Below are 12323 nucleotides of genomic sequence, written 5' to 3'. Positions count from 1 at the left end.
CCCCCCCCGCCCCCTCCCTCCCCTCCCCCCAACCCCCGTTTTTCTCAGGCAGGGGTGTCCTGGCTCCGGCTGTCCGCCGCGAAGCCAGGGACCCATGCCTCCATTTCCTCGCGCAGGCGCACGGTGGCGCCCAGCTGGCACAGCACCCCTATGGTGCTCATCGTCACCCGGTGGATCAGCAGATACGCCGGGGGAAGGTTGAGCTGCCGCGCCAGCTGGTACGCGGGGGAGCGGGGATCGGCGATGCGCGTCGCCTGGGCGCGCATCCAGTCGCGGGTGAAGGTGAACTCCTCCACCTGCGCCGGCTCGATGATCGGCAGCAGATAGTCCAGGACCGCCCCCGGATCGAGCTCGATCTCCGGTTTGACGAAGCCCTCCTCCCGCAGCAGCTCATGGACCGCGTCCGCCTCGCCGTCCAGGGTCAGCCGCAGCGCGGTCCCTATCTCCACGGGCAGCCCCTGCGGCAGCCGGTCCACCGTGCCGAAGTCCAGCACCCCCAGCCGCCACTTCTCCGGCGGGCCCTCGGGGTCGTCCCCGGTCAGCAGCCGGAAGTTGCCCGGGTGCGGGTCGGCGTGCAGCAGCCCCGTGCGGGCGGCGCCCGAGAACAGGAAGCGCGCCAGCAACTGCCCCGCCCGGTCCCGCTGCTCCTGGGTGCCGTCCGTTATCACCTCGGACAGTGGCACCCCCTCCAGCCACTCCGTCACCAGCACCTGATCGCTCTGGTGCACCACGTCCGGCACCGTCACATCGGCATCGCCGGCGAACTCCCGTGCGTGCTCGCTCTGGGCCCGTGCCTCCAGCTCGTAGTCCAGCTCCTCCGACACCCGGTCGCGCAGCTCGGTGATGAGCGGCTTGATGTCCATCCCCGGCACCAGCGGCCCCAGCAGTTTGGCGAACCGCCCCAACTGCGTCAGATCCGAGAGCAGCGCCTCACCCGCCCCGGGATACTGCACCTTGACCGCGACCTCGCGCCCGTCGTGCCACACCGCCCGGTGGACCTGACCAATGGACGCCGCCGCGGCAGGCCGGTTGTCGAACTCCTCGAACAGCTCCCGCCAGTCCGGCCCCAGGCGCTGGGCCAGCGCGGCGTGCACCGACTTCACCGGCATCGGGGGCGCAGCCTCCTGAAGCTTCGTCAGCGCCGCCCGGTAGGGCCCCGCGACCTGCTCCGGAAGCGCCGACTCGAAGACGGACAGCGCCTGACCCAGCTTCATGGCACCCCCCTTGAGCTGCCCGAGAGTGGCGAAGAGCTGCTCGGCGGTGCGCTGTTGCAGCTCCGCGGCGATGATCTCCGCCGGCCGTCCGCCGATGCGCTTTCCCAGACCGAGCGCCGTGCGCCCCGCGAACCCCAACGGCAGCGCGGCCAACTTGGCGGTCCGGGTGACCGCCTTGCGGGGTAGATCAGACATGCGCCCCTCCAACTAGCTGAACAGCCACGCCGCGGACGGCGGTTACCGGGTCATTGTCCCGTGTGGGCCCCCGCGGCCACGGAAGATCCCGCTCGTCCGGGAGCCGCCGCGCCGCACGGGCACCGCGGATGCGGCTCGACGGGCAGCGGGGACCAGGCGGGCCCCGGCAGGGCCAGCTCCAGCCGGACCCCCGCGCCCGACGCGGACCCACCGTCGAGAAAGGCCAGCGCCTTCGCCACGGTCAGCCCCGCCACGACCGTGGCCAGTGCCATGTCGCAAGACGGTACCCCCGACGCCCGGCCGGACCTCCACTGGGCGAGCATCCGGGGCCAGGCCGGATCCCGCTCCGCTCTCTCCAGCTCGATACAGCCCGCGCACGCCGACCCGCCCGGCAGCACCAGCGGCCCCACCACGCCCGTGGCCTCCAGCACCCCCGCGTACAGATGGGGTGTCCCGGAGGAGACCAGCTCCCGCGCTGCCAGGGGGTCCGGCGCGTACGCCGCGAGTCCGTCGCGCGGCGCGAACACCACCAGGGCCGGCGGCAGGTCGTCGTCCGGGCCGGGTTGGTCCGGCCCGGACGGCCCGCCCCTCCTCGCCCGTGGCCGGGGCAGGGGCGTGGCCCGGCGCACGACCTGGCGCGCCGCGGCGTCCCGCCGCTCGCCGGTCCGGTCCGCCTCCACCCCGGCGGGCGACACGTCCCACGGCTCGACCCGGCCGCCGTCCAGCACATCCACCCGGCCCACCCCCGAGGCCGACAACAGCGCCGCCACCGCCGCCCCCACCCGCCCCGCGCCCCGCACCTGCACCCGCGTCGCCTGACGCGCGGCCAGCACCCGCATCCCCGCGCCCGGCTCCCGATGGAGCACGGACAGCGAGGCCAGGTCCGGCCGCAGCCGCTCCAGCCCGCCGCCCCGGGCGCGCAGCGCGGCCGCTTCCGCGCCACCACCGCGCGGGTCGTCGAGCAGCCCGGCCCCCGCCAGCCGTCGCACCAGCTCGTCCGCGCGGCCCTCCGGCAGCCCGAACCCCCGCGCCTCCTCGCGCAGCAGTGCCATCCCGCGCGTCCCGTCGAGCAGGGCCAGGAAACTGCCCGTCGCGGTGTCCACCGGCCCCAGGACCACCGCGTGCGCGGGAGCGGCCCCGTACTGAACCAGCTCGCGGTTGCGCCAGGCCCGGCGCAGCGCCGGCTTGATCATCGGGTGGGCGGAGTCGGGCACCCGGCCGGGACCCGGGGCCGTCCCTGTCTCCGTTCCCGTCCCTGCCACCGTCCCCGTGCCCGTCTCCGCCGCCACGGCGTTCTTCGCCCGGCTCATCGTGTTCGTCGGCATCGCGTCCCCCTCGGTCGGCCTTCAGCATGCCCGTACCGGCCGATCGCCGCGTGAAGTTATCCACAGGCGCGGGGTGATCGTCGTACAAGTCCGGGTTTCCTCGACAAGCGACCCGAGGGGCGGGACTTCGCGCACCGCCAGCGGGTAACGTCGGGGCGTGCCCGTCGACCCTCTGCACAGTGCCGCACGCCCACCGCGCAGTGCCCCGAGCCCGCTCTCCCGCACGCCGGAGGCCGACGCGGTCGAGGTCCGACGGAGCTCGCGCCGCCGCAGAACGGTCTCCGCCTACCGCGAGGGCGACCGGACCGTCGTGCTCATCCCGGCCCGCATGTCGGACGCGGAGGAGAAGCGCTGGATCTCCGTGATGCTCGACAAGCTCGCGGCGCAGGAGAGCCGGCGGATGCCCGGCGACAGCGAGCTGGCCGGGCGGGCCCGCCGCCTGTCCGAGCAGTACCTGGCCGGCCGGGCGCGGCCCGCCGGCGTCCGCTGGGTCACCAACCAGAACACCCGCTGGGGCTCCTGCACGCCGGCCGAGGGCAGCATCCGCCTCTCGCACCGCCTGCAGGGGATGCCCGAGTACGTCGTGGACTACGTCCTGCTGCACGAGCTGGCGCACCTTCTCGTCCCCGGGCACGGGCCGGAGTTCTGGCGGCTGCTGGAGTCGTACCCGCGCACCGAGCGCGCCCGCGGCTACCTCGAGGGCGTGGTGGCCGCCGACCGGCTGCCGCATCTGCCGGCCGCCCGCAGCGAGTGAGCGGGCGGGGCCCGGAATCACGGTCCACCGGTTCCAGCCGTTAGCCTGGCGCAACGCATTCACCAGGTTCGGATGGGGGACGGTCGTCACGCATGTCCAGGGAATTCCAGCGCGGCCACAAGGCCAAGATCAGTGACCTGACGGCGGGGACCGATCTGTACGTGGGAGTGCAGATCGGCGGCTCCGGTCTGACCTTCGACATCAGCTGCTTCGGGCTCGACGCCCAGGAGCGGCTGTCGGACGACCGGTACTTCGTCTTCTTCAACCAGCCGAAGTCGCCCGAGGGCGCCATCCAGCAGCTCGGCGCCCAGGCCGGGGACACGGAGTCCTTCCGCGTCACCCTCGACCGGATCCCGGCGCACATCCACAAGCTCAGCTTCACCGCGACGCTCGACGGCCCCGGCCAGATGTCGCAGACCGGCCCCGGCTACATCCGTGTCGTCGCGGGCGGCACCGAGGTGGCCCGCTACTCCTTCACGGGAGCGGAGTTCAGCACCGAGCGCGCGGTGATGCTCGGCGACTTCTACCTCAAGGACGTCTGGCGGTTCGCCGCCGTCGGGCAGGGCTTCGACGGCGGGCTGGAGGCGCTGCTGAAGAACTTCGGCGGCGAGGTGCTCGAGGAGGAGTCGCCGGCGCCCGCGCCGAGCGCGGCCCCCGCCTTCGCGCCCCCGCAGCAGGACAGCGCGCCCCCGGCCTTCGCCCCGCCCGCCGCCGCCCAGCCGCCCGCCGCCGCGCCGCAGGCCGTTCAGTCGCCGCCCCCGCCGCCACCCGCACAGAGCTTCGCGCCCCCGCCCGGCGCCACCCCGCCGCCGGTGGCACCGCCGGCCCCGCAGGTCCACGCGGCCGCCACCATGGCGGCGCCCATCGCGCCGCCCGGTCACTTCTCCGGCGGCCAGACGCCGCCCGGTGGCACGGTCCCGCCCCCGCCCGGCCCGCCCGGTATGCCGGCCCAGCCCGCGCCGTACGCGCAGCCGGCCGCGCCCACCCAGGCCTTCGGGGCCCAGCAGCCCTACGGCCGGCCCGCGGTCCCGGCCCAGCCCTACCCCGCCCAGCAGTCGCCGCACGCCCTGCAACCCCAGCAGGCCCCCTACGGCGCGCCCGCACCCGGCGCGGCCCAGCACCAGGGCACCGGCGCGCCCGCCGTACCCGGCGTCCAGGCGGCGTTCGCGCGCTACCGCGAGGCCCCCAACGGCCAGCGCTGGACCCTGCAGAACCCCCGGCTCGTGCGCGTCGACCTCGGCGCCGACCCGCAGCCCGTGCTCGCCCGGCAGGGCAGCATGGTCCTCTACCAGGGCAAGGTCGACTTCAGCTACAAGGGCGCCGGCTTCATGGGCCGCATCGTCGGCAACGCCACCGGCCAGGAGATGCAGCTGATGCGCTGCACCGGCCGGGGGCAGGTGTTCCTCGCCGACGACTCCTCCCACGTCCACCCCATCCAGCTGGAGAACGACGCCATCTGCGTCTCCGCCGACGCGGTGCTCGCCTTCGACGAGTCGCTGCACCACGAGGTGCGCCGGATCGAGGGTCACGGCATTCCCGGCGGTGCCCTGTTCACCATGCAGTTCCACGGCACGGGCACCGTCGTCGTCAAGACGCACGGCACCCCCGTGGTGCTGCCGGTCACCCCGACCACCTTCGCCGACAGCAACGCCGTCGTCGCCTGGTCGGCCGGATCCCAGGTGATCGTCTCCAGCCAGGTGCGGCTGCGCCGCACCTCCTACCCGGGCCACAGCGGGGAGACCGTCAATCTCCAGTTCCGCGGCGCGCCCGGAAACTTCATCGTCGTCCAGCCCTACGAGGTCTGAGGGAGCCCGTCATGGACCAGTCGCTGATCGCGGGCCACGCCCCGACCCCGCCCGCCGCCCGCATGGAGAACCACGGCAGCAGCATGCTCAAGGTCGCCATGCAGAGCGGCCACGACCTGTTCGCCCGCACCGGTTCGATGGTCGCCTACGAGGGGTTCATCCAGTACGAACCGAACGCGCCGGCCATCCGCCAGATGGCCTCCCAGTGGCTCACCGGCGAGGGCACCCCGCTGATGAAATGCAGCGGTGACGGCCTGCTCTACCTCGCCGACTACGGCGCCGATGTCGTCTGCCTCAACCTCAGCAACGAGTCGGTGTCCGTCAACGGCACCAATCTGCTGGCCTTCGACGCCCACCTGCAGTGGGGTGTGGAACGGGTCAAGGGCATGGCCAAGTTCGCCGGGCAGGGCCTGTTCAACGTCGTTGTCAGCGGCACCGGCTGGGTCGCGCTGACCTCGCGCGGTACCCCGATCGTCGTCGACTGCGGCGGTGGCGAGGACGAGACCTATGTGGACCCCGACGCGCTCGTCGCCTGGTCCACCAACCTGCGGATGAAGGGGAAGCGCAGCTTCAAGGCTTCCTCGATGATCGGCCGCGGCAGCGGCGAGGCGTACCAACTGGGCTTCTCCGGCCAGGGATTCGTGGTCGTACAGCCCAGCGAGGACAGCACCGACCGGCTCCGGGCCCGGGGCTGAGGGGGACGAACAGACCATGCAGAGCCCGCTTTTCGCGAACACCGAGGCCCAGACGCAGGACCGCTACGCCCTGCAGAACCCGCAGATGCTGCGCGTCGCCCTCACCGGCCAGGACGACGTCCTCGCCCGCAAGGGCTCGATGGTGGCCTACCAGGGCCTGATCGAGTTCGACGGCGAGTACCGCACGCGCGGCCAGCGCAACGCCCAGGCGCGCACCGGCGAGGGCCTGGACCTGATGCGCTGCTCCGGCCAGGGCACCGTCTACCTCGCCAACCTCGCCCAGCACGTCCACGTCGTGGACGTGGACCACGAGGGCCTGACCGTGGACAGCTCCTACGTCCTCGCGCTGGACTCGACGCTGCACTGGGAGGCGATCGCGGTGGACAGCCAGTTCGGGATCTCCGGCACCGGCGCGTACAGCCTCAGCATCACCGGTCGCGGCAAGGTCGCGCTGATGACGTCCGGGCAGCCCCTGATGCTCGAGGTCACGCCGGACAAGTACGCCTACGCCGACGCGGACGCCGTCGTCGCCTGGTCCTCGTCGCTGCGTGTGCAGATGCAGGCGCAGACGTCCTCCTCGGGCGTGTGGCGGCGGCGCGGCGGCACCGGCGAGGGCTGGGAGCTGAGCTTCCTCGGGCAGGGCTACGCGCTCGTCCAGCCCAGCGAACTGCTGCCGCCGCAGGGCGCGCAGATCGGCCAGGGGATCGCCGCGCAGTACGGCCTCGGCCAGAACGGGGCCCGCGGCCAGAACCAGGGCAACATCTGGTCCAACTGACGCCAGGCAGCGGTAAGGGGCGGTCACCATGGTGACCGCCCCTTACCGTCCACTGTCGCCCGCCGCCGGCCGCGCCCGACCGCCGCCGCTCGCCGTCAGAGGCGCGCGAGCGTCCGTCGCATCAGCTGGACGACGGAGTCGTCGGCGACGCCGGCGACCTCCTCGTAGGGGAACCAGCGCAGGTCCAGCGACTCGTCGCTGATGGCCGCCCGGGCGCCCTCCGGCACCAGCGCCGCGTACTGGATGTCCAGGTGCCAGTTGCAGGGCGCCGGGATCGGGTGCCGGTCCAGCCGCACCGGGCCGCCCGGCAGCAGCGTCAGGCCCGTGATGCCGGACTCCTCGGTGGCCTCCCGCAGCGCCGCCGCCTCGACGGTGGTGTCACCGGGCTCGCAGTGGCCGCCCATCTGCAGCCACATGCGCAGCTTGCGGTGCAGGGTCAGCAGCACCTGCCCGCGCGCCGGGTCGATCACCAGCGCGCTGGCCGTGACATGCCCGGCATGGCAGGGCTTCCACATCCCGTCCGGGTGGGCCGCCAGGTGATCGAGGTAGAGCCCGCGCAGCTCCTGCTGGTCCTCGTACTCCTTCAGGACAAGGACCGCGTTCTCGTGCAGGCTCACTTCTTGTCGTCGCCTTCGCCCGATTCGTCGGATGTGCCGGGCTTGCCGGACTCGCCCGAGCCCTTGGCCGCCTCGCCCAGCATCTTGTCGAGCTCGGAGAAGTCCAGGTGCTCGCGGTGGACGAAGCCGTCCGGGTCGTCCAGGTCGGCCGCCGTCGGCAGCATGTCCGGGTGCTCCCACAGGCCGTCGCGGCCCTCCAGGCCGCGCGCGTCCGTCAGCGAGGCCCACAGCCGGGAGGCGTCGCGCAGGCGGCGGGGCCGCAGCTCGAGACCGATCAGCGTGGCGAACGTCTGCTCCGCCGGGCCGCCCGAGGCGCGGCGGCGGCGCAGCGTCTCGCGCAGGGCGTCGGCCGACGGCAGGTGCGGCGCGGCCGCCGCGTGCACCACCGCGTCCACCCAGCCCTCGACCAGCGCGAGCGCGGTCTCCAGGCGGGCCAGCGCGGCCTTCTGCTCCGGGGTGTCCTCCGGCTGGAACATGCCCTGCTGCAGCGCCTCCTGCAGCTGCTCCGGGTGCGTGGGGTCGAGCTGGCCGACCACGTCCTCCAGCTTGGAGGTGTCGACCTTGATGCCCCGCGCGTAGCCCTCGACGGCACCGAACAGGTGCGAGCGCAGCCACGGCACGTGCGCGAAGAGCCGCTGGTGGGCGGCCTCGCGCAGGGCCAGGTACAGCCGCACCTCGTCCTGGGGCACGCCCAGCCCGGAACCGAACGTCTCGATGTTGACCGGCAGCAGCGCGGCCTTGCCGGCCGGGCCCAGCGGCAGGCCGATGTCGGTCGAGCCGACGACCTCGCCCGCCAGCACGCCCACGGCCTGGCCGATCTGGGTGCCGAACATCGCGCCGCCCATGCTGCGCATCATGCCCAGCAGCGGGCCCGCCATGGCCTGCATCTCCTCCGGCAGGACGCCGCCCATCGCGGCCCCCACGCGCTCGGCGACGGGGTCGACCAGGTCCTTCCACACCGGCAGGGTCGCCTCGACCCACTCCGCGCGGCTCCAGGCCACGGCCGTGCCGGAGCCCGAGGGCAGCGAGGTCACGCCGTCCAGCCACAGGTCGGCCAGGCGCACGGCCTCCTCGACCGCCGCCCGCTCGCCGGCCGTGACACTGGCGTCCTTGCTGCCGTCGGCGGTGCCCTGGGCGACCGTCCGGCGCGCGATGTCCTTGGCCATGTCCCAGTTCACCGGGCCGCCCTCGTAGGAGAGCATCTGCCCCAGCTGCTGGAAGGCGGCGCCAAGATCGCCCGGGTTCATCGACCCGAACATCGCGGCGAAGGGGTTGTCCCCACCGCCGGCGGGGCCGCCGAACCCGAACGGATTCGCGGGCCCCTGGCCGCCCTGGCCACCGCCCTTCTTCTTGCCGTCGTCGCCGTTCTCCGGCTCCTCCGGCGGAAGACCGAATCCGAATGGGGTGTCACTCACGGGTTTCCTCGGCTCGTAGGGCCGCCGGCTGTGGACCGGCGGCGAATGCCCGACAACACCACCAAGCGTAGACACCTCGCCGCTATCCGGGCTTGGTGCTCCACGCGCCCGGGGCCTGCGGCAGGATGGACGTCACCTGGTACGTACGTGTCATGACAACGGTGATGGCACATACGTACTGAAGACAACCGCTGGAGACGCCCGGTGAGTTCCCCCGACCGAGAAGTTCGCGCAGCGCGAAACGGTTCCGCGCGAGACAGTACGACCCCGCACGGCTCGGCCCTGCGCGGCCGGCGGCCCGTCGTGGCCGTCACCGGTGCCGCGCGCGGCGTCGGCGCGCTGCTCACGCGGCGGCTCGCCGCCTGCGAGGAGATCAAGCACGTCGTCGCCATCGACGAGCGGCGCGGAGACGTGACCGAGGCCCAGTGGCACGTGCTCGACGTCCGCGACCCCGCGATCGCCGAGAAGCTGCGCGGCGCCGACGTGGTGGTCCACCTCGCGCTCGACCTCGACCTGGAGACCGACGCGGCCGCGCGCACCGCCTACAACGTGCGCGGCACCCAGACCGTGCTGACTGCCGCCGCGGCCGCCGGCGTGCACCGGGTGGTGCTGTGCACCTCCGCCATGGTCTACGGGGCGCGCCCCGACAACGACGTGCCGCTCGCCGAGGACGCCGAGCTGCGGGCGACCGCGGAGGCGACGGGAGTGGGCGACCTGCTCGAGATAGAGCGGCTGGCCAGGCGCGCGCCCCGGGCGCACCCCGGCCTGAACGTCACCGTGCTGCGGCCCGCCGTCCTGGTCGGCGGCACCGACACCGCCCTGACCCGCTACTTCGAGTCGCCCCGCCTCCTGGTGGTCGCCGGATCCCGGCCGACCTGGCAGTTCTGCCACGTGGAGGACCTGGTGAGCGCCCTGGAGTTCGCCGCCCTGGAGAAGGCGGAGGGGGAACTGGCCGTCGGCTGCGACGGGTGGCTGGAGCAGGAGGAGGTCGAGGAGCTCACCGGCATCCGGCGCATGGAGCTGCCCTCGGCCGTCGCACTCGGCGCCGCGTCCCGGCTGCACCGCCTGGGGCTGACCCCGTCGCCCGCGGGCGACCTGGAGTACACGATGCACCCGTGGGTGGTCAGCGGCCACCGGCTGCACGACGCGGGCTGGCGGCCCCGCTGGACCAACGAGGAGGTCCTCGCGGAGCTGCTGGAGGAGGTCGCCGGACGGCACACCGTCGCCGGGCGCCGGCTCGGCCGCAAGGACGCCACCGCCGCGGGCGCCGCGGGCGCCACCGTCGCCCTGCTGGGCACCGCCGCCCTGGTCCGCCGGGCCCGCAAGGCGCGCCGGCGCCTGTAGGGGCGCAGGGGCGCCCGGAGGACCGTACGGAGCGGCCTTCGCACGTCAGGTCGAACGGCCGTGCGCCGGGAGCCGCCGCGGTGCGGCACGATGGGGCGCATGAGCAGCTACGACCACCCCGGCGAACGCGCCGCCCACGATCCCGTCCGCCTGCTGGCGGTCCGGGACACCCCGCTCTCCGTGGACGAGGTCTTCGCGGCGGTCGGCGACGACGCCGCGGGCGGCACCGTGCTCTTCGTCGGCACCGTGCGCGACCACGACGGCGGCGCCGGCGTCACCGGGCTCGGCTACTCCGCCCACCCGAGCGCCGAGGCGGAGCTGCGCCGGGTCGCGGAGAAGGTCGCGGCGGACTTCCCGGTCCGGGCGCTGGCCGCGGTGCACCGCGTGGGCGACCTGTCCATCGGCGACCTGGCCGTCGTGGTGGCCGTCTCCTGCCCGCACCGGGCGGAGGCGTTCGCGGCGTGCCGGAGGCTGATCGACGATCTCAAGCGCGAGGTGCCGATATGGAAGCACCAGACGTTTACGGACGGTACGGAGGAGTGGGTGGGGGCCTGAGAGGCGAACGGGGCCGGGCGGGGATCAGACTCGCCCACGAATGGGCTGTTCCTGGTTGCGTAACCGGCCCCCTGACGTAAGCGTTGAGACCGAAGACGACTAATCTGCTCATCAGTTGTTCTCATCGGTCAGTGGCGGTTGCGTGAGGGGTCGGAGGCCGGCATGGCGGCGCTCGCTTGGTTGCTGATTCCGGTCGGCGCGGCGGTCCTGGCCGCCCTGTGGGGAAGCTGGGCGGCCCGGAACCGCAAGGCCGGCGACGTGGCGGAACTGGCGGGGTACGCGAAGTTCCGCGAGGCGATGGAACGGACCGAGTCCGGTTCGGGCTCGGCGCGCTAGCGGAGGGCCCCGTAGCTGCCCCGTACGGACCGCCCCGGAAGTGGACTGTCGGACCCGTCCCGTACTGTCGTTCCATGCCCCGCCGCACCGCGACGATGCTCGCCTCCCTCCTGATGCTGATCGCGCTGCTGTGCGCAGGCGTGCTGATCCCCGTGCCGTACTCGGAGATGTCCCCGGGCCCGACGGTCAACACGCTCGGTGAGCACGGCGGCGAGCCGGTGCTGCAGATCTCCGGGCGCAAGACCTATCCGACCAGCGGTCACCTCAACATGACCACGGTCCGGGTCACCGGCTCCCAGTACCGGATGAACCTCGTCGAGGCGGTCTACGGCTGGATCGCGCACGACAACCTGGTGGTGCCGCACAGCACGCTCTACCCGGACGACAAGTCCCCCGACGAGCTGAACCAGGAGACGGCGGAGGAGTTCACCCAGTCCCAGGAGAGCGCCAAGGTCGCCGCCCTGCGGCAGCTGGACATCCCGGTCGGCACGCGCGTGGTGGTCTCGTCCGTCGTCAAGGGCAGCCCCGCCGAGGGCGCCCTGCACGCGGGCGACGTGATCAAGGCCGTGGACGGCACGGAGGTCAAGGAGCACGGCGACGTGGCCAAGCTGGTCACCAAGCACAAGCCGGGCGAGAAGGTCTCCTTCCTGATCGTGCCCGCCAAGGAGGCGGCCGCCGCGGAGAAGGAGAAGCGCGCTCCCAGGACCGAGAAGACGGTCACCCTCGTCACCGGCAAGGCCACCGACGACGGCCGGGCGATAGTCGGCATCCAGGCGGGCCGGGACCACACGTTCCCGTTCACGATCAACATCAAGCTGGCGGACGTGGGCGGGCCGAGCGCGGGCCTGATGTTCGCCCTGGGGATAGTCGACAAGCTCACCCCCGAGGACCTGACCGGCGGCAAGTTCATCGCCGGCACCGGCACGATCGACGAGGCCGGCAAGGTCGGCCCGATCGGCGGCGTGGAGATGAAGACGGTCGGCGCGCGCTCCAAGGGCGCGCGGTACTTCCTGACCCCCAAGGACAACTGCGCGGCCGCCGCCAAGGACACCCCCTCCGGCCTCACCCTGGTGAAGGTCGACACGATCAAGGACGCGATGCAGTCCCTGGAGAAGATCCGCAAGGGGGACACGGCCGGCCTGCCACAGTGCTCGGCGGGCTAGGGGGACACCCCCTAGGGCGTGACCGATGAGTTCGCCGGGGCCGGCCGGGGGGGGGGGGGGGGGCGGGCCCCCCCCCCCCCCCCCCCCCCCCCCGCCGGGGGGGGGGGGGGGCCCCCCCCCCCCGCGCGGG

12 protein-coding genes are annotated in these 12323 nt (G+C 73.4%); 8 read left to right on the top strand and 4 right to left on the bottom strand.

Annotated elements, in window-relative coordinates; genetic code table 11:
- Positions 1-44: 44 nt before the first annotated feature.
- Positions 45-1409, bottom strand: a complete 1365-nt coding sequence (locus tag ACIG36_RS26260) for an ABC1 kinase family protein (protein WP_399932573.1) — start codon at positions 1407-1409, stop codon at positions 45-47.
- 50 nt (positions 1410-1459) lie between these two features.
- Positions 1460-2602, bottom strand: coding sequence for a ThiF family adenylyltransferase (locus ACIG36_RS26255; protein ID WP_399933377.1), 1143 nt, complete (start codon positions 2600-2602; stop codon positions 1460-1462).
- 289 nt (positions 2603-2891) lie between these two features.
- Between ACIG36_RS26255 and ACIG36_RS26250 the strand changes: the two genes are divergently transcribed.
- The 4 genes from ACIG36_RS26250 (at position 2892) to ACIG36_RS26235 (ending at position 6763) form a co-directional block, all read left to right on the top strand.
- Entirely contained in the window at positions 2892-3488 is a 597-nt protein-coding gene (locus tag ACIG36_RS26250) for a M48 family metallopeptidase (protein WP_399932571.1), read from the top strand.
- A 92-nt stretch (positions 3489-3580) separates the two neighbouring features.
- Positions 3581-5293 carry a TerD family protein gene (locus ACIG36_RS26245; protein WP_399932568.1) on the top strand — a complete coding sequence of 571 codons (1713 nt, stop codon included), beginning with the start codon at positions 3581-3583 and terminating at the stop codon, positions 5291-5293.
- A gap of 11 nt (positions 5294-5304) precedes the next feature.
- A complete protein-coding gene (locus tag ACIG36_RS26240) occupies positions 5305-5988 on the top strand; it encodes an AIM24 family protein (RefSeq protein ID WP_399932565.1) in 684 nt (227 codons plus the stop codon).
- A gap of 16 nt (positions 5989-6004) precedes the next feature.
- Complete coding sequence (locus ACIG36_RS26235; RefSeq protein ID WP_399932563.1) at positions 6005-6763, top strand: AIM24 family protein; 759 nt, start codon at positions 6005-6007, stop codon at positions 6761-6763.
- A gap of 95 nt (positions 6764-6858) precedes the next feature.
- On the opposite strand, the gene ACIG36_RS26230 is transcribed toward ACIG36_RS26235, so the two are convergent.
- Both ACIG36_RS26230 and ACIG36_RS26225 read right to left on the bottom strand, forming a co-directional pair.
- Positions 6859-7380: an NUDIX hydrolase gene (locus ACIG36_RS26230; RefSeq protein ID WP_399932561.1), complete on the bottom strand. Its 522-nt coding sequence runs from the start codon at positions 7378-7380 to the stop codon at positions 6859-6861.
- Entirely contained in the window at positions 7377-8795 is a 1419-nt protein-coding gene (locus ACIG36_RS26225; protein ID WP_399932558.1) for a zinc-dependent metalloprotease, read from the bottom strand. Before ACIG36_RS26225 ends, ACIG36_RS26230 begins: the two co-directional genes overlap by 4 nt.
- Before the next feature lie 204 nt (positions 8796-8999).
- Between ACIG36_RS26225 and ACIG36_RS26220 the strand changes: the two genes are divergently transcribed.
- The 4 genes from ACIG36_RS26220 (at position 9000) to ACIG36_RS26205 (ending at position 12193) form a co-directional block, all read left to right on the top strand.
- Positions 9000-10139, top strand: a complete 1140-nt coding sequence (locus ACIG36_RS26220; protein WP_399932556.1) for an SDR family oxidoreductase — start codon at positions 9000-9002, stop codon at positions 10137-10139.
- 90 nt (positions 10140-10229) lie between these two features.
- Positions 10230-10694, top strand: a complete 465-nt coding sequence (locus tag ACIG36_RS26215; protein WP_399932553.1) for a molybdenum cofactor biosynthesis protein MoaE — start codon at positions 10230-10232, stop codon at positions 10692-10694.
- A gap of 162 nt (positions 10695-10856) precedes the next feature.
- Positions 10857-11030: a hypothetical protein gene (locus ACIG36_RS26210; RefSeq protein WP_399932550.1), complete on the top strand. Its 174-nt coding sequence runs from the start codon at positions 10857-10859 to the stop codon at positions 11028-11030.
- A 74-nt stretch (positions 11031-11104) separates the two neighbouring features.
- Positions 11105-12193 carry a PDZ domain-containing protein gene (locus ACIG36_RS26205; RefSeq protein ID WP_399932546.1) on the top strand — a complete coding sequence of 363 codons (1089 nt, stop codon included), beginning with the start codon at positions 11105-11107 and terminating at the stop codon, positions 12191-12193.
- Positions 12194-12323: the final 130 nt, after the last annotated feature.

This window comes from Streptomyces sp. NPDC053048, assembly GCF_044547045.1.
Classification (GTDB): domain Bacteria; phylum Actinomycetota; class Actinomycetes; order Streptomycetales; family Streptomycetaceae; genus Streptomyces.
The sequence above is the reverse complement of the archived record's forward strand: the minus strand, read 5'-3'. Positions and strand labels throughout refer to the sequence as shown.

Coding starts and splice junctions, on each gene's coding strand:
- ACIG36_RS26260 (WP_399932573.1), bottom strand. CDS start 1,409: ATGTCTGATCTACCCCGCAAGGCGGTCACCCGGACCGCCAAGTTGGCC.
- ACIG36_RS26255 (WP_399933377.1), bottom strand. CDS start 2,602: ATGATCAAGCCGGCGCTGCGCCGGGCCTGGCGCAACCGCGAGCTGGTT.
- ACIG36_RS26245 (WP_399932568.1), top strand. CDS start 3,581: ATGTCCAGGGAATTCCAGCGCGGCCACAAGGCCAAGATCAGTGACCTG.
- ACIG36_RS26240 (WP_399932565.1), top strand. CDS start 5,305: ATGGACCAGTCGCTGATCGCGGGCCACGCCCCGACCCCGCCCGCCGCC.
- ACIG36_RS26235 (WP_399932563.1), top strand. CDS start 6,005: ATGCAGAGCCCGCTTTTCGCGAACACCGAGGCCCAGACGCAGGACCGC.
- ACIG36_RS26215 (WP_399932553.1), top strand. CDS start 10,230: ATGGGGCGCATGAGCAGCTACGACCACCCCGGCGAACGCGCCGCCCAC.
- ACIG36_RS26210 (WP_399932550.1), top strand. CDS start 10,857: ATGGCGGCGCTCGCTTGGTTGCTGATTCCGGTCGGCGCGGCGGTCCTG.
- ACIG36_RS26205 (WP_399932546.1), top strand. CDS start 11,105: ATGCCCCGCCGCACCGCGACGATGCTCGCCTCCCTCCTGATGCTGATC.